This window comes from Klebsiella sp. 7-CIP_Kleb. (assembly GCF_050378655.1).
Lineage (GTDB): Bacteria > Pseudomonadota > Gammaproteobacteria > Enterobacterales > Enterobacteriaceae > Klebsiella > Klebsiella quasipneumoniae.
Genome location: NZ_JBNRLJ010000002.1, coordinates 552,838 through 568,696 on the forward strand (window position 1 = coordinate 552,838; position 15,859 = coordinate 568,696).

Annotated in this window: 10 protein-coding genes; 3 read left to right on the top strand and 7 right to left on the bottom strand. The window is 60.4% G+C overall.

Translation table 11 applies throughout. The annotated features are described in order from the left end of the window. Positions 1 to 66: 66 nt before the first annotated feature. The 5 genes from hutH to hutI form a co-directional block, all read right to left on the bottom strand. Positions 67 to 1,602, bottom strand: coding sequence for a histidine ammonia-lyase (gene hutH, locus ACQUTI_RS10265; RefSeq protein WP_122542062.1), 1,536 nt, complete (start codon positions 1,600 to 1,602; stop codon positions 67 to 69). Further along, positions 1,599 to 3,287 carry a urocanate hydratase gene (gene hutU / locus ACQUTI_RS10270; protein WP_254465479.1) on the bottom strand — a complete coding sequence of 563 codons (1,689 nt, stop codon included), beginning with the start codon at positions 3,285 to 3,287 and terminating at the stop codon, positions 1,599 to 1,601. Before hutU ends, hutH begins: the two co-directional genes overlap by 4 nt. 142 nt (positions 3,288 to 3,429) lie before the next feature. Further along, the gene (locus ACQUTI_RS10275; RefSeq protein ID WP_043521795.1) at positions 3,430 to 4,155 is read right to left on the bottom strand and encodes a histidine utilization repressor; all 726 of its coding nucleotides are present in this window, start codon (positions 4,153 to 4,155) and stop codon (positions 3,430 to 3,432) included. 57 nt (positions 4,156 to 4,212) lie between these two features. Further along, positions 4,213 to 5,169, bottom strand: a complete 957-nt coding sequence (hutG, locus tag ACQUTI_RS10280) for a formimidoylglutamase (RefSeq protein ID WP_023320005.1) — start codon at positions 5,167 to 5,169, stop codon at positions 4,213 to 4,215. Next, positions 5,166 to 6,425: an imidazolonepropionase gene (gene hutI / locus ACQUTI_RS10285; protein WP_072500723.1), complete on the bottom strand. Its 1,260-nt coding sequence runs from the start codon at positions 6,423 to 6,425 to the stop codon at positions 5,166 to 5,168. Before hutI ends, hutG begins: the two co-directional genes overlap by 4 nt. Positions 6,426 to 6,639: 214 nt before the next feature. Between hutI and ACQUTI_RS10290 the strand changes: the two genes are divergently transcribed. Beyond that, positions 6,640 to 7,923 (top strand): putative acyl-CoA thioester hydrolase, encoded by a 1,284-nt coding sequence (locus ACQUTI_RS10290; RefSeq protein ID WP_004886081.1) that lies wholly within the window; start codon positions 6,640 to 6,642, stop codon positions 7,921 to 7,923. Positions 7,924 to 7,999: 76 nt separating this feature from the next. Here the strand turns inward: ACQUTI_RS10290 and ACQUTI_RS10295 are convergent, their stop codons facing one another. Both ACQUTI_RS10295 and ACQUTI_RS10300 read right to left on the bottom strand, forming a co-directional pair. Next, positions 8,000 to 10,687: a cation-transporting P-type ATPase gene (locus tag ACQUTI_RS10295; protein ID WP_049116087.1), complete on the bottom strand. Its 2,688-nt coding sequence runs from the start codon at positions 10,685 to 10,687 to the stop codon at positions 8,000 to 8,002. A gap of 51 nt (positions 10,688 to 10,738) precedes the next feature. Continuing rightward, on the bottom strand, positions 10,739 to 11,170 hold the full coding sequence (locus ACQUTI_RS10300) for a universal stress protein (protein ID WP_004886076.1): 432 nt from the start codon (positions 11,168 to 11,170) through the stop codon (positions 10,739 to 10,741). Positions 11,171 to 11,704: 534 nt separating this feature from the next. Here ACQUTI_RS10300 and ACQUTI_RS10305 point away from each other — a divergent pair. Next, on the top strand, positions 11,705 to 12,790 hold the full coding sequence (locus ACQUTI_RS10305) for an efflux RND transporter periplasmic adaptor subunit (RefSeq protein WP_094311247.1): 1,086 nt from the start codon (positions 11,705 to 11,707) through the stop codon (positions 12,788 to 12,790). After that, a complete protein-coding gene (locus tag ACQUTI_RS10310) occupies positions 12,791 to 15,856 on the top strand; it encodes an efflux RND transporter permease subunit (protein ID WP_049093526.1) in 3,066 nt (1,021 codons plus the stop codon). Positions 15,857 to 15,859 lie beyond the last annotated feature (3 nt).

Consider the following 15,859-nt stretch of genomic DNA (forward strand, 5'->3'; position numbering starts at 1 on the left):
AAATATGCGATGTAGGGCGGTCGGGGGAATGACTTCCCCCGACGCGGGTACAGAGAACAACGGTGATTAGTGCAGGCCTGGCAGTACGGCAGGCAGCAGACGCGTCAGGTGACGGGCCGCCAGAAGCGCAATGGCATTATCGATATCCGGGGCGAAGTAGCGATCCTGCGTATAATGAGGGACACGTTCGCGCAGCAGATGACGCGCTTCTTCCAGCAGTGGGCTGGTGGTCAGCCCTTCGCGCATATCCAGCCCCTGCACCGCCGCCAGCCACTCAACGGCCAATACGCCGCGGGTGTTCTCGGCCATCGCCCACAGGCGGCGACCGGCCGCCGGCGCCATCGAGACGTGGTCTTCCTGGTTGGCGGAGGTCGGCAGGCTGTCGACGCTGTGCGGGTGCGATAGCGCTTTGTTTTCACTGGCCAGCGCCGCCGCCGTGACCTGGGCAATCATAAACCCGGAGTTTACCCCGCCGTTTTTCACGAGGAACGGCGGCAGCTGCGACATATGGCTGTCCATCATCAGCGCGATGCGGCGCTCGGAGAGCGAGCCGATTTCGGCGATCGCCAGCGCGATATTATCCGCGGCCATCGCCACCGGTTCGGCGTGGAAGTTACCGCCGGAGATGACGTCATTTTCAGCGGCAAAGACCAGCGGGTTATCAGAGACCGCGTTGGCTTCGGCCAGCAGCACTTCCGCCGCCTGGCGGATCTGGGTCAGGCAGGCGCCCATCACCTGCGGCTGACAGCGCAGGGAGTACGGGTCCTGCACCTTGCTGCAGTTATGGTGCGACTGCGAGATCGCGCTATCGTCGGTCAGCAGATGGCGATACAGCGCCGCCGCATCAATCTGCCCGCGCTGGCCGCGTACCTCATGAATACGCGCATCGAACGGACGACGCGAACCCAGCGCCGCTTCGGTGGTTAACGCCCCGCAAACGACCGCGGAGGCGAACAGATCTTCGGCTTCAAACAAACCGCGCAGGGCAAAAGCGGTCGAGGCCTGGGTGCCGTTGAGTAGCGCCAGCCCCTCTTTCGCCGCCAGGGTAATCGGCTCCAGCCCAACCTGACGCAGCGCTTCGGTGGCCGGCAGCCATTCGCCGCCGCGTACCCGCGCTTTGCCTTCGCCAAGCAGGGTCAGCGACATATGCGCCAGCGGCGCGAGGTCGCCGGAGGCGCCGACGGAACCTTTCGTCGGGATCCACGGCGTCACGCCGGCATTCACCAGGCCAATCAGCGCCTGGATCACGCTCAGGCGGATCCCGGAGAAACCGCGGGACAGGCTGTTAATCTTCAGCACCATAATCAGCCGCGCCAGATCATCGTCCAGCGGCTCGCCAACGCCCGCCGCATGGGACAGCACCAGCGAACGCTGCAGGTTCTCCAGATCTTCCGTCGAGATCCGGGTCTGCGCCAGCAGGCCAAAACCAGTGTTGATGCCGTAGGCAGTCCGCCCTTCGGCAAGGATGGCGTTGACGCAGGCCACGCTCTCGTCAATGGCGGCAAACGCGCCGCTGTCGAGGGTAATATTCACCGGGTGGCTGTAGATGTCGCGGAGCTGCGACAGGCTGAGTTGACCCGGGATCAGAGTTAAAGATTTCATTTCGCGTTCCCCTGCGTTGCCGCGACCATCGGAAGATTGAGACCCTGTTCTGCTGCGCATTCAATGGCAATCTCGTACCCCGCGTCGGCATGACGCATCACACCGGTGGCCGGGTCGTTGTGCAGGACGCGGGCGATACGCGCCGCCGCTTCATCGGTGCCATCGCAGACGATAACCATCCCGGAGTGTTGCGAGAAGCCCATGCCTACCCCGCCGCCGTGGTGCAGCGACACCCAGGTCGCGCCGCTGGCGGTGTTGAGCAGGGCGTTGAGCAGCGGCCAGTCGGAGACCGCGTCAGAGCCGTCGCGCATCGCTTCGGTTTCGCGGTTTGGGCTGGCGACGGAGCCGGAGTCAAGGTGATCGCGGCCAATGACGATCGGCGCGGAGACTTCGCCGCTGCGCACCATTTCGTTAAACGCCAGGCCCAGCTTCTGCCGCCATTCCAGACCGACCCAGCAGATACGCGCCGGCAGCCCCTGGAAGCTGATGCGCTCGCGCGCCATATCCAGCCAGTGGTGCAGATGCTTATCATCCTTAATGATCTCTTTCACTTTGGCGTCGGTTTTGTAGATATCCTGCGGATCGCCGGAGAGCGCTACCCATCGGAACGGTCCGATACCCCGACAGAACAGCGGGCGGATATAGGCCGGCACGAAGCCCGGGAAATCAAAGGCGTTGCTGACGCCCACTTCCTGAGCCATCTGGCGAATGTTGTTACCGTAGTCAAAGGTCGGGACCCCCATCTCATGGAAGGCCAGCATCGCCTGCACGTGGTCGGCCATCGAGCGTTTCGCCGCCAGAATGGTGCCCTGCGGATCGGATTCGGCTTTCTGCTGATACTCTTCCCAGCTCCAGCCTTTCGGCAGATAGCCGTGCAGCGGGTCGTGGGCGCTGGTCTGGTCGGTGACCATATCCGGGCGCACGCCGCGTTTCACCAGCTCCGGCACGATCTCCGCGGCGTTGCCGCACAGGGCGATGGAGATAGCGCGACCTTCGGCAGTGTATTTCTTGATGCGCGCCAGGGCGTCATCCAGAGAAGTAGCTTGTTCGTCCACATAGCGGGTGCGCAGACGGAAATCGATGCGGCTCTGCTGGCATTCAATGTTCAGCGAGCAGGCCCCGGCCAGCGTCGCGGCCAGCGGCTGCGCGCCGCCCATGCCGCCCAGCCCGGCGGTTAGCACCCAGCGGCCTTTCAGGCTGCCCTGATAGTGCTGACGACCGGCTTCGACGAAGGTTTCGTAGGTGCCCTGCACGATGCCCTGGCTGCCAATGTAGATCCAGCTGCCAGCGGTCATCTGGCCGTACATCGCCAGCCCTTTGGCATCCAGCTCGTTGAAGTGTTCCCAGGTCGCCCAGTGCGGGACCAGGTTGGAGTTAGCGATCAGCACGCGCGGCGAGTTTTCATGGGTTTTGAAAACGCCCACCGGCTGGCCGGACTGGACCAGCAGGGTTTCGTCACTTTCCAGGTTCTTCAGCGCCTTCACGATAGCGTCATAGCATTCCCAGTTGCGCGCTGCGCGACCAATACCGCCATAGACCACCAGCTCGTGCGGGTTTTCGGCGACATCGGGATCGAGGTTATTCATTAACATACGCAGCGGGGCTTCGGTCAACCAGCTCTTCGCGGTCAGCGTCGTGCCTCTTGGCGCACGGACGTCCAGCTGGCGATATTTGCTTTGCGACATCGGGGTTTCTCCTGACAATGAACGTTGTTTACGTAGATACATATACTTGTCTATACAAGCATGCGCAAGCCAGGATTTAACAGAAATGATACAATTTTGTTATATTGCGTCAGCAATCACGTTTTGCTGACGCCAGAGTGGATCAGGAGCCAAAGCGGCCCTGCAGACGATAACGGCTGCCGGGGAACAGCAGGCGCGCGTGGGAAACGATATGGGTTGTCGACCAGGTGCGGCGACGGATCAGCAGGCAGGGATCGTGGGCGTGAATATGCAGCAGCGCGCACTCTTCCGCTGTGGCCTGCACCGCTTCAACAATATGTTCACCTTCGGTTAACGGGGCGATCAGCGACAGATAATCATGGGGCGTGGTGGCGGTATAATCCTGCTGGAGATAGTCCGGCACCACCGCGGCATTGACGCAGCGATCTTCGATTTGTACCGGCACCTCGTTTTCGTAATGCACCATCAGCGAGTGAAAGATGCGGGTGCCTTCCGCTACGCTGAGCGCCGTCGCCTGAATATGATCCGCCCGGGTCTCCTCCAGCAGCAGCACCTCGCAGCGGTGCTGATGGTGACGGGCAAGAATTTCTTCGGCAATGCTGCGCACCTCAAACAGCGCCGACTGCCCTTTCGGCTCGGCGACAAAGGTCCCCACCCCTTGCAACCTGACCAGCAGGCCTTCATCCGTTAGCTCGCGCAGCGCGCGGTTGATGGTCATCCGGCTGAAGCCGAACTGGGCCACCAGCTCCGCTTCCGAAGGGATACGGTCATGCGGTCGCCAGACGCCGCTGTGAATTTTTTCACCGATAGCCTGCTTCACCTTCTCATAAAAAGGCGCGGGCGCGGAACGGGGTTGCTGTGAAAACATAGCCTGGCTTTCCTTTTGCAAAATGGGCGGCGAAACACCCAGAATATACCGGAATGGCTACTGCCACCAATGGGCGATTTGCCATGCCAGACGGGCCGCCGCGCGGGCGCCCTGACCGTCAATGTCAAACTGCGGGTTGAACTCCACCAGATCCACCGCCTGCAGCTTACCGCTGCGGCACAACGGCTCTACGATGCGCAGCAGGGTCGCCAGCGGCACGCCCAGCGCCGCCGGCGCGGATACCGCCGGCATTTCGCGCGCCGGCAGCACGTCGAGATCGATAGTCAGATACAGACGGTCGAATTGCGCGATATTGCGCTCAAGCTCCGCCAGCACCCGGGTTTCGAAGGCCTCTAATACCTGTAGATCCTCCACAATAGCCACCTCGCGCCGCGCCGCTTCCTCCCAGAGCGCCTGGGTGTTGGCCGCCCGACTGACCCCAATGCAGGTATAGTGAAAACCGCGCTGCTGCGCGTCACACTCCAGCGCCAGCTGGCGGAACGGCGTCCCGGAGCTGGCGCACTCGGCAAAGCGCAGATCCAGATGCGCATCGAGGTTAATAATGCCCACTTTTTCGCCGGGGAAGGCATCCAGTATCCCGGCGCCGTGACCGAAGGCGGTCTCGTGGCCGCCGCCCAGTACCAGCGTGCGTTTGCCGGCGCGCTGGCAGGCGGTCACCGCCTCGCGCAGCGCCTGATGCGCGGCTTCCAGCTGGTCGCCTTCGACGCTAATCGTGCCCATATCCACGCAGCGGTCGTGGCCCTGATGGCTGGCCATATTGGCCAGCGCCCGGCGTAGGGTCGCCGGGCCGTCAGCCGCTCCGGTACGCCCTTTGTTGCGCCGGACGCCTTCGTCACAGGCGAAGCCGAGCAGCGCGATATCGCCGGGCATCTCCTGCGGCGCGAAGCGTTCGGCGCGGGGAATGGTCTGGAACAGACGCAGCGCATTCGGCGCTTCCGCGCTGTCGTCGCGACCTTGCCAAAGGTTAGCGGGGGTAGCTTGCCACAGCATCATTGTAGTTCTCCTCGTACCACACGCTGCCAGAGCGGACTGCGCCCCGGCTCATACACCATCTCGACCGGATGCTCAGCATCCCAGATGGCAAAGTTCGCCACAAAGCCCGCCGCCAGCTGGCCGTGGCTGTTCTGCCGCCCCAGCGCCCGCGCGGCATGGCGCGTCACGCCGGCCCACGCCTCTTCCGGCGTCAGGCCAAATTTGACGCAGGCCATGTTCATCGCCAGATGCAGGCTGGCGAAGGGGCTGGTGCCGGGGTTGAAATCCGTCGCCACCGCCATCGGCACCTGGTACTTGCGCAACAGTTCCACCGGCGGTTTGCGGGTTTCATTGAGGAAGTAGAACGCGCCGGGCAGCAGGGCCGCCACGGTGCCGCTCTCGCGCATCGCCGCCACCCCCTCTTCCGTCAGATATTCGATATGGTCGGCGGACAGTCCGTGATAACGGCTCACCAGCTGCGCGCCGCCCAGCGAAGAGAGCTGCTCAACGTGACCTTTAACCGGGATGCCTAGCGCCTGCGCCGCCTGAAACACCCGCTCGGTTTGCTGCGGGCTGAAACCGACGTTTTCGCAGAAGACGTCGACGCTTTCAAACAGTCCCTCCCGCCACAGCGTCGGCAGGATCGTCTCGCAGACCAGCGTAATATAGCCGTCGGCGTCGCCTTGATATTCCGGCGGCGTGGCGTGGGCAGAGAGCAGCGTCGCCGAAAGCTCGACGCCATTGTCGTCGGCCAGCTGGCGGGCGACCCGCAGCATTTTGCGCTCGTTTTGCAGATCGAGACCGTAGCCGGATTTGATCTCCAGAGTGGTCACCCCTTCACGCAGCAGGCGGGCCAGCCGCGGCTGGGCCAGCGCCAGCAGCTCGGCTTCGCTGCTGTCGCGGGTGGCGCGCACGGTGGCATTAATCCCCCCGCCGCTGGCGCTGATGGTCTGATAGGAGACGCCGTTCAGACGCTGCTCCCACTCCTGGGCCCGGCTGCCGCCGAAGACGAGATGGGTGTGGCAGTCGATTAATCCCGGCGTGACCAGCCGGCCTTCGAGATCGATCCTGCGCCCGCTGGGAAGGTCATCTTCGGCGACGATCGCCGCAATGCGACCGTCGCGGACCAGCAGCGCGTGGCGCTCCAGCAGACCGTACGGTTGAGCGTGGTCGGGGTTCAAGGTGGCGAGACGGGCGTTTCGCCAGATAACGAGTTCGGAAGTGGCTTCAGTCATAGCGCTTAACTTGTCATGGGTTGTATAGACATTTATTTTCATAACGCCGGGAATGTCAACAAAAGCGCGACTAAATGTTATTTATTTGTGACTAGGGACCGTCCCGGGAAAGCGTTCATTGCGTAAAGAAGGTAAGTTTTTCAGCCCGCATCTTCCCGTTTCGTTCAAGTTAGTATAAAACAGCAGGTTTTAAAGGACTTATACCCTGGCGTCTCAGCCGGGGTATTTCACTACGCTTAATTTTGCCCGGAGCAACATGAACACATATTCCGTTTCCCGTCTGGCGCTGGCGCTGGCCTTCGGCGTGACGCTGTCCGCCTGTAGCTCGACGCCTGCCGATCAACAGCCCTCAACGCAGACTGCACCGGGCACCACCGCGCGTCCCATTCTGAACGCCGATGAAGCGAAAAACTTTACCCCGGCGGCCTATTTCCAGTCGCTGAACCCCAATGCCGCGGCCTGGACGCCGTCCGCCATCAGCCTGCCGGCGCAACCTGACTTTATCGTCGGCCCGGCGGGAACCCAGGGCGTGACCCATACCACCGTCCAGGCAGCGGTGGATGCGGCAATTGCCCGCCACTCTAACCGTCGCCTGTTTATCGCCATCATGCCGGGCGAATACCCGGGCACCGTCTACGTTCCGGCGGCGCCGGGCGCCCTGACTCTGTATGGTACCGGCGATAAACCGATTGACGTAAAAATCAGCGAAGCCATTGATTCTGAGATGGATCGCAACACCTGGCGTCGTCTGGTCAATCCGGGTGGCAAATACATGCCGGGCAAACCGGCGTGGTATATGTTCGACAGCTGCCAGAGCAAATCCACCGCCACCGTCGGCGTGATGTGCTCCGCGGTCTTCTGGTCGCAGAATAACGGCCTGCAGCTGCAGAACCTGACCATCGCCAACAACCTTGGCGACAGCGTCGATGCCGGTACCCACCAGGCCGTTGCCCTGCGCAGCGATGGCGACCAGGTGCAGATCGATAAGGTGAACATTCTTGGCCGCCAGAACACCTTCTTCGTGACCAACAGCGGTGTGCAGAACCGTCTGCAGGACAACCGCCAGACTCGCACCCTGGTAACCAACAGCTATATTGAAGGCGACGTGGATATCGTTTCTGGCCGTGGCGCCGTGGTGTTTGATAACACCGACTTCCGCGTGGTGAACTCCCGTACTCAGAAAGAAGCCTATGTCTTCGCGCCGGCCACCCTGAAGAGCGTGACCTACGGCTTCCTGGCGACTAACAGCCGCTTCACCGCCTCCGGGGATAACGTCGCGCAGCTCGGCCGCGCGCTGGATGTTGACGGCAACAGCAACGGTCAGGTCGTGATCCGCGACAGCGCCATCAATGAAGGCTTTAACATCGCCCAGCCGTGGGCGGCAGCGGTAGGCTCCGGCCGTCCGTTCAGCGGCAACACCGGCAGCGCGGATGACAAAGGCAATCTGCAGCGCAACCTCAACGACAACAGCTTCAACCGCATGTGGGAATATAACAACCGCGGCGTGGGAAGCAGCGTGGTCGCCGAGCCGAAACAGTAAAGCGCAACAAGCGTGAAGCATAATAAAAGAGGGGGCGATGCCCCCTCTTTCCTTTTTCGTTCAGCGCTTCACGCCGTCAGGCGGTTCGCCATTTGCGGGTCAGCGGTTTTTCCAGTTCCACGATCAGGAACATGGCGAAGCCGATGATAAAGGTGATCACCCAGTAGCGGAACGGCAGCCCGGTGGTGCCAAACAGCATCTGCATAAACGGCGCATAGATAATCAGCAGCTGCAGCACCAGCAGCACGCCGCTGACGATCCAGATCCCCTTGTTAGCCAGCAGACCTTTGGTTAACGAGAAACCATCCGATACGCGGCAGTTCAGCATATAGAACCACTGGGCGGTGACCAGGGTCTGCAACAGCACGGTACGGATAAACTCCGGCGAATAGCCGCGCGGCTGCAGCCAGGCTTCGAGAATAAAGGCGCTGACCGCAATCATCGACCCCACAAACGCCACGCGCCAGATGGCAAACCCGTCCATGACGTGAATTTTCGGGTCGCGCGGCGGCCGCCGCATAATATTTTTCTCACCGGCTTCAAACGCCAGACCAAACGACAGCGTGGCGGAGGTGGCCATGTTCATCCACAGGATCAGCACCGGCGTCAGCGGCAGCACGTTGCCTGCCAGCAGCGCGATCACGATCAGTAAACCCTGCGCAAGGTTGGTCGGCATGACAAAAAGAATGGTTTTCTTCAGGTTGTCATACACCCGGCGCCCCTCGCGGACCGCGCTGGCGATGGTGGCGAAGTTGTCGTCGGTCAACACCATATCGGCGGCTTCCTTGGTGACTTCGGTTCCCTTGATCCCCATCGCCACGCCGACGTCAGCCTGCTTCAGCGCCGGGGCATCGTTCACCCCGTCTCCGGTCATGCCGACAATCTCTTTCTTGCTCTGCAGAGCCTGCACCAGACGGAACTTATCTTCCGGGCTGGTGCGGGCGAAGATATCGAACTGCTGCGCGGCGACGCTCAGCTGCGCGTCGTCCATCACCTCCAGCTCGCGCCCGGTGATGGCGTTACCCGCATTGCCAATCCCCAACATTTTGCCGATGCTCATCGCCGTTTGCGGATGGTCGCCGGTGATCATCTTCACGCGAATCCCGGCCTGCAGGCAGTCGGCAATCGCCGTGATCGCTTCCGGACGTGGCGGATCCATCATCCCGGCAACCCCTAATAAAATGACCCCCTGCTGCAGATCCTGATGGGTCAGCTCGGTCTGGCCTGCGGCAGCTGGCTTCCAGGCCGCGGCCACCATGCGCAGCCCCTCCCGGGCGTACTCTTCAATTTTGCTTTCCCAGTACGGGAGATCCAGCGGCTGCAGTCCGTTGTCGCTCTGCTGATACTGGCACAGGCGGAACAGAACGTCAGGCGCGCCGGTGACCAGCACCACCTCCTCTTCGCCCAGCCGGTAAAGCGTCGACATGTATTTATATTGCGAATCAAAAGGAATTTTACTACGCAGCTCGCTGGGCTGCGGCGGCAGGGTTATCTTCGCCGCCAGCACCTTCAATGCCCCCTCGGTGGGGCCGCCGGTAATTTTCCACAGCCCGCCTTCCTCTTTGATAAGCTGGCTGTCGTTACACAGATCGATGGTGCGCAGATAGCGCTCAAGAAGCGATCCTGGCGCCACGGCGATCGGCGTCGGGTCGTCGATGGCATGGATTTTACCGACCGGCTCATAGCTGTCCCCTTCCACCCGATAGACGCTGTCCGCGGTGATCACCGCCTTCACCGTCATTTCGTTCATGGTCAGGGTCCCGGTTTTATCCGAGCAGATAACGGTCATCGCACCGAGGGTTTCCACCGTCGGCAGCTTGCGGATAATCGCTTTCTGACGGGCCATCGCCTGCACGCCAAGCGACAGAATAATGGAGATAATCGCCGGCAACCCTTCCGGGACCGACGCCACCGCGAGGCTAATTAACGACAGCATCAGTTCGGAGACCGGCATATCGCGGAACAGCAGGCTAAAGACGAACAGCGCCGCCATCATCACCAGAATGAGGATAAAAATGGCTTTGCCCAGCTTATCCATCTGCACCAGCAGCGGCGTGCGATGTTTCTCAATGCCCGCCATCATCTGGTTGATGTGGCCCAGCTCGGTATCGCCGCCGGTGGCCACCACGATCCCTTTCCCCGCCCCTGAGCTGACGGTGGTCCCGGAAAACACCAGGTTGCTGCGATCGCCGAGCGGCAAATCACCGCTTAGCGGCTCGGTGGTTTTTTCCACCACCGTCGACTCGCCGGTGAGGATTGCCTCTTCCACCCGCAGGTTGTGCGCCTCAATCACCCGTAAATCGGCGGGGATTCGGTCGCCGGCGCGGATCACCACGATATCGCCGGGTACCAGCGAGGTGGTGGGGATGGTTTCATGGTTGCCCTGGCGGATCACCACCGCCTCGCTGGAGAGCATATTACGGATACTCTGCAGCGATTTTTCCGCATTACTCTCCTGAATGAAGCCGATCAGCGCATTGACCACCGCCACCGCGAGGATCACTGACATGTCGATCCAGTGGCCCATTACCGCCTTGAGCAGCGCCGCCGCCAGCAGGACGTAGATCAGCACATCGTTAAAATGCACAATAAAACGCAGCCAGGCGGGTTTACCCGGCTTCTGCGGCAGGGCGTTTTCGCCATACTGCTGCAGGCGCGTGGCCGCCTCTGTTCCGCTAATCCCGTCCGGCGAACTCTGCACGCTGGCGAGCGTCTCCTCGACGGAGCGCTGATAGTAGGGCGCCCCCGGTTTATCTGTATTCATACTCTCTCCCTCGATTTATGAAGCGGAAGTCAGGACGACATCCCGCCGTCATCAGCGCACAACGAAAACCGGTACATGGGCATAGCGCACGATATTGGCCGCTTCCGAGCCCAGCAGGTGAGTCTGGATCCCCGGATTGCGTGAACCGACAATCACTACGTCCGCTTTTAGCTCATCGGCCAGGGCGATCACTTGATCGCGAACATTGCCACTGCGCACATAAAGATGGCTGGCGTCTTCCGCCAGGCCATTTTTTTTGACCAGCTCGGTCAGTTTTTCCTTAGCGGTAGTAATCAAATGGTCTTCCATCTTTCGGGCATCAGAGATAAATCCACGCGTTAACACCGGAGAGAATGCCGGAATGACATGGACAAGATGAATTTGCCCGGCAGAATGTTGGGCAAGGAATTTTGCATGAGAGAGCGCTTTGTCGGCCAGGCCTGCATCAAAAACGTCAACGGGAACAACGATATTTTTATACATGAGATAATCCTTTTATTACCAATACAATGCGTAGTGATGAATAACCCTATACTTGGGGAGGAACGAAATCTCAACAACAGAAGCGGCGAGCAGAATAGATGTTATTAAACGTAGCACAGGAAAATTAACATTAGAAAATGACGGATTAATAGACTGAAAAATATTATAAAAAGCTCTTATCACCTGCGAATCTCCTGCCCTTTCCCCAACGATGTCGCCAACGCTCGGGGTATTCACTTTTTTAACACTTCACCTTTTCTCCGACTATGCTGATTACAAGCAGGAGTGCCGCTCCGAATGTCCAGTGGTCACAGCGAGGGCCGAATTAAATGACATTTGCGGTTCGGGTGGGTGTTAAGGGAGAAAATCATGTTTGGTTATAGCCTGTTACGTCTGGGATTCTTTGTCGCGTTGGCCATTGTCGCCTGCACGCTGGTGGGACTATTCACCTATCTGGTTGTCGCCGCCCTCGCCGAATAAGCGTGCGCCGCGTAATAAAAATGTAAAATAAATCCTGAATCTGAGGGGAATACTGTGAACCGTTATTTTTCTCTCATCCCGGTTGTTATTTTATTGGCAACCGCTTGCGATCAGAAATCGCCGTCCGTCGAGTCCGCCCCGCGCATGGTCAAGGTGGCGCAGGTGACCGCCGTGGGCAATACCCAGCAGCGAACGTTTCCGGCACGTATCGAGTCTGGCGACTCCACCGAGCTGTCGTTTAAGCGGGGGGGCCAGGTGGAATCGCTGGATATTCGCCAGGGGGCGACCGTCGCCCAGGGACAAACGCTGGCGCGCCTGAATGCCCGCGAGGCCCAACAGCGGGTCAATGAGCGACAAACGGCGGCCACCCTCGCCCAGCGTCAGTTCGACCGCTTCCAGACCCTGGCGGGACGTCAGGCCATCTCCCAGGCGGAAATGGACGTGCAGCGCGCCAATCGCGATGCCGCCAACGCGGCCTTAAAAATCGCCCGTGAAGAGCTGGCGCAAATGAGCCTCACCGCGCCCTTCGGCGGGATTGCCGCCGGCGTGCATATCCGCAACCATCAGGTGGTCGCCGCCGGCCAGCCGGTGATCACCCTGACGCGGACCGACCTGCTGGATGTAGTCTTCAGCATTCCCGAAAATCTTTTCACCTCCCTGGATATCCGTAATACCGCCTACCGTCCCGTCGTCAGGATCAATACCCTGCCGGGCCGCGAATTTACGGCGGAATACAAAGAGCATACCGGCAGCAGCGATAACAGCACCCTCACCTGGCAGATCATTTTAACCATGCCGCGGCCGGATGATTTTCCCACCGTCGGCGGGGTTAGCGGCACCGTGACGGTCAACCTCGGCAATTTACCGGCCAGCGCCGGAAGGGAAACCCTCGTGGTGCCAGTGGAGGCGGTGTTTAACCCGGATAACCGGCCGAAGAATGAACCCATCGTCTGGGTGGTGAAAGGCGACAATGCGCATCGGTTTCTTGAAGAGCGCAAAGTCACCGTCGGCGAGGTGACCTCGCAGGGAGTGACCATCACCGACGGTCTCCACGCGGGTGAGCAGGTGGTCGCGGCGGGCGTGAGCGAGCTGCATGCCGGGCAGCCGGTGCGGATCTGGACGCGTGAACGAGGATTATAAATGGACATTTCCCGTCAGTTTATTAATAACCCGACCCGCGTCTGGTTAGCCATCCTGCTGCTGGGGGTGGGGGGGCTGTTCGCCCTGCTCAATATCGGCCGTCTGGAAGATCCTGCCTTCACCATTAAAACGGCGGTGATCGTCACCCACTACCCTGGCGCGTCCGCTCAGCAGGTGGAGGAGGAGGTGACCCTGCCGCTGGAAAATGCGATTCAGCAGCTTCCCTCACTGGATAACGTCAGCTCCATCTCCTCAAATGGCTTATCGCAAATTACGGTGAATATCGCTTCGCAGTACCATTCCAGCGAGCTGCCGCAAATCTGGGATGAGCTACGTCGCCGCGTCGGTGACGCCAGCCGACTTTTCCCGCCTGGCGTCGTGACCCCCTTCGTCAATGACGACTTTGGCGATGTGTTTGGCTTTTTCTTCGCCATCTCGGGCGACAGTTTTACCAACCCCGAACTGGTGCGCTATGCCGAACAGCTGCGTCGGGAGCTGGTGCTGGTTCCTGGGGTCGGTAAAGTCGCTATCGGCGGCGTCATTCCGCAACAGATCAATGTTGATATCTCGCTGGCGAAGATGGCGGCGCGCGGGATCACGCTCAACCAGCTCGCCGCTATCCTGACCCGGCTCAACGTGGTGTCCAGCGCCGGAGAGATCCGCGTTGGCAGCGAATCGATCCGCCTTCACCCCACCGGGGAGTTTCAGAGCATCGATGAGCTGGGGGATCTGCTGGTCAGCCCTCACGGCGCCAGCGCCACCACCCGACTGCGGGATATTGCCACACTGTCGCGCGGGCTGACCGACTCGCCGTCCAGTATCTATCATGCCAACGGCCGCCAGGCGGTGACCATGGGGGTCTCTTTTATTCCTGGCGTCAACGTCATTGACGTCGGGCACGCCCTTGAAGCCCGCCTCCAGCAGATGGCCGCCGACAAACCGGCGGGGATCGACATTGCCATTTTTTACGATCAAGCGGCAGAGGTCGCCCACTCGGTCAATGGCTTTATTACCAACTTCCTGATGGCCCTGGCGATCGTGGTCGGCGTGCTGTTGGTGTTCATGGGGGTGCGCAGCGGGATCATTATCGCCCTGTCGCTGGCGCTCAACGTTCTCGGCACCCTGCTTATCATGTATATCTGGGGGATAGAGTTACAGCGGATCTCCCTCGGGGCGCTGATCATCGCCCTGAGTATGCTGGTGGACAATGCCATCGTTATTGTCGAAGGGGTGCTGATCGCCCGCCAGCAAGGTTCGCCGCTGCTGGGCGCCATTAACTATGTGATCCGCCGCTCCGCCCTGCCGCTGCTCGGCGCCACGATCATCGCCATCCTCGCCTTCGCGCCGATTGGCCTCTCGCAGGACTCCACCGGGGAGTATTGCAAATCCCTGTTCCAGGTGCTGCTGATCTCGCTGATGCTAAGCTGGTTCTCCGCCCTGACCATCACGCCGGTACTCATTAAGTGGTGGTTGTTTAAACACGCCCCGTCGGCCGCCGCGTCGGCGGAAAAAGCCGATCCATACCGCGGCCGCTTTTATCGCGGCTATCAGCAGACGCTGCGAATACTGCTGCAGCAAAAGACCGTGACCCTGGTGCTGATGGGCGCCCTGCTGGCCGCGGCTATCTGGGGCTTCACCTTCGTTCGGCAGAATTTCTTTCCGTCATCGAATACGCCCATTTTCTTTGTCGACCTGTGGCTCCCCTACGGTACCGATATTAACGCCACCGAGCAGATGACCCGCGATATTGAGCGGTCGATCGCCGGCCAGCCGGGGGTAGTCACCACCGTCGCCACCATTGGCCAGGGCAGTATGCGTTTTATTCTTACCTACAGCGGCCAGCGGCAGTACAGCAACTACGCGCAAATTATGGTGCGGATGGACGACCAGCGCGGCATCGCCCCCGTCACCCGCCACGTGGAAGCCTGGATCGCCAGAAACTACCCGCAGGTGAACGCCAGCACTAAACGCATTATGTTCGGCCCCTCCGGGGATAGCGCAATTGAAGTGCGCATTAAGGGCCCTGACCCGGATACGCTGCGCGCGCTGGCCAGTCAGGTGAGCGATATTCTCGCCGAAGATCCGGCCACCGACAGCGTGCGTAACGACTGGCAGAACCGCAGCAAGGTGATCCGCCCGCAGTACTCCCCGGCGCTGGGGCGCGAGCTGGGGGTGGATAAACAGGACATTGATCATGCGCTGGAGATGAATTTCTCCGGCAGTCGCGCCGGGTTATATCGCGAGGGCGCCGATCTGCTGCCGGTGATCGTCCGGCCGCCGGCAACGGAGCGACAGGATGCCAACCACCTGAATAACGTGCTGGTCTGGAGCCAGAGCCGCCAGCAGTATATCCCGTTGAGTAACGTCATCCATGGCTTCTCACTGGAGTGGGAAGATCCATTGATTCTCCGCCGGGATCGCACCCGGGTGCTGACGGTCCAGACCGACCCCAGTCCGCCAAGCGGCCAAACCTCGGGTGATATTCTCGCCCGGGTGAAACCACGCATTGACGCATTGACGCTGCCGCATGGCTACCGTATCGAATGGGGCGGCGATGCGGAGAATTCCAGTGAGGCGCAGCAAGGGCTGTTCACGACCCTACCGCTTGGCTATCTGGTGATGTTTATCATTACGGTGCTGATGTTCAGTTCGCTAAAAAACGCCGTCGCCATCTGGCTGACCGTGCCGCTGGCGCTGATCGGCGTCACGCCCGGCTTTTTGCTGACCGGCATTCCCTTCGGCTTTATGGCCTTAATCGGCCTTCTCAGCCTCAGCGGCATGCTGATCCGCAACGGCATTGTGCTGGTGGAAGAGATAGAGCAACAAAAACAAGAGAAAGATCAACGACAAGCGATCATTGATGCGGCAACATCCCGTCTGCGGCCAATCCTGCTGACCGCCTTCACCACCGTGCTTGGCCTTGCCCCGCTGCTGCGCGATGTTTTTTTCCAGAGTATGGCGGTGGTGATTATGTTCGGTCTGGCCTTCGCCACCGTGCTGACGCTGCTGGTTCTGCCGGTGATTTACGCCTGCTTTCACCATAAGGATATGACGCCTCAACGATGAACA

Bases quoted from the DNA above. Each gene is read 5' to 3' on its own strand.
- hutH (WP_122542062.1), bottom strand. From the start codon at position 1,602: ATGAAATCTTTAACTCTGATCCCGGGTCAACTCAGCCTGTCGCAGCTC.
- hutU (WP_254465479.1), bottom strand. From the start codon at position 3,287: ATGTCGCAAAGCAAATATCGCCAGCTGGACGTCCGTGCGCCAAGAGGC.
- ACQUTI_RS10275 (WP_043521795.1), bottom strand. From the start codon at position 4,155: ATGTTTTCACAGCAACCCCGTTCCGCGCCCGCGCCTTTTTATGAGAAG.
- hutG (WP_023320005.1), bottom strand. From the start codon at position 5,169: ATGATGCTGTGGCAAGCTACCCCCGCTAACCTTTGGCAAGGTCGCGAC.
- hutI (WP_072500723.1), bottom strand. From the start codon at position 6,425: ATGAAAATAAATGTCTATACAACCCATGACAAGTTAAGCGCTATGACT.
- ACQUTI_RS10290 (WP_004886081.1), top strand. From the start codon at position 6,640: ATGAACACATATTCCGTTTCCCGTCTGGCGCTGGCGCTGGCCTTCGGC.
- ACQUTI_RS10295 (WP_049116087.1), bottom strand. From the start codon at position 10,687: ATGAATACAGATAAACCGGGGGCGCCCTACTATCAGCGCTCCGTCGAG.
- ACQUTI_RS10300 (WP_004886076.1), bottom strand. From the start codon at position 11,170: ATGTATAAAAATATCGTTGTTCCCGTTGACGTTTTTGATGCAGGCCTG.
- ACQUTI_RS10310 (WP_049093526.1), top strand. From the start codon at position 12,791: ATGGACATTTCCCGTCAGTTTATTAATAACCCGACCCGCGTCTGGTTA.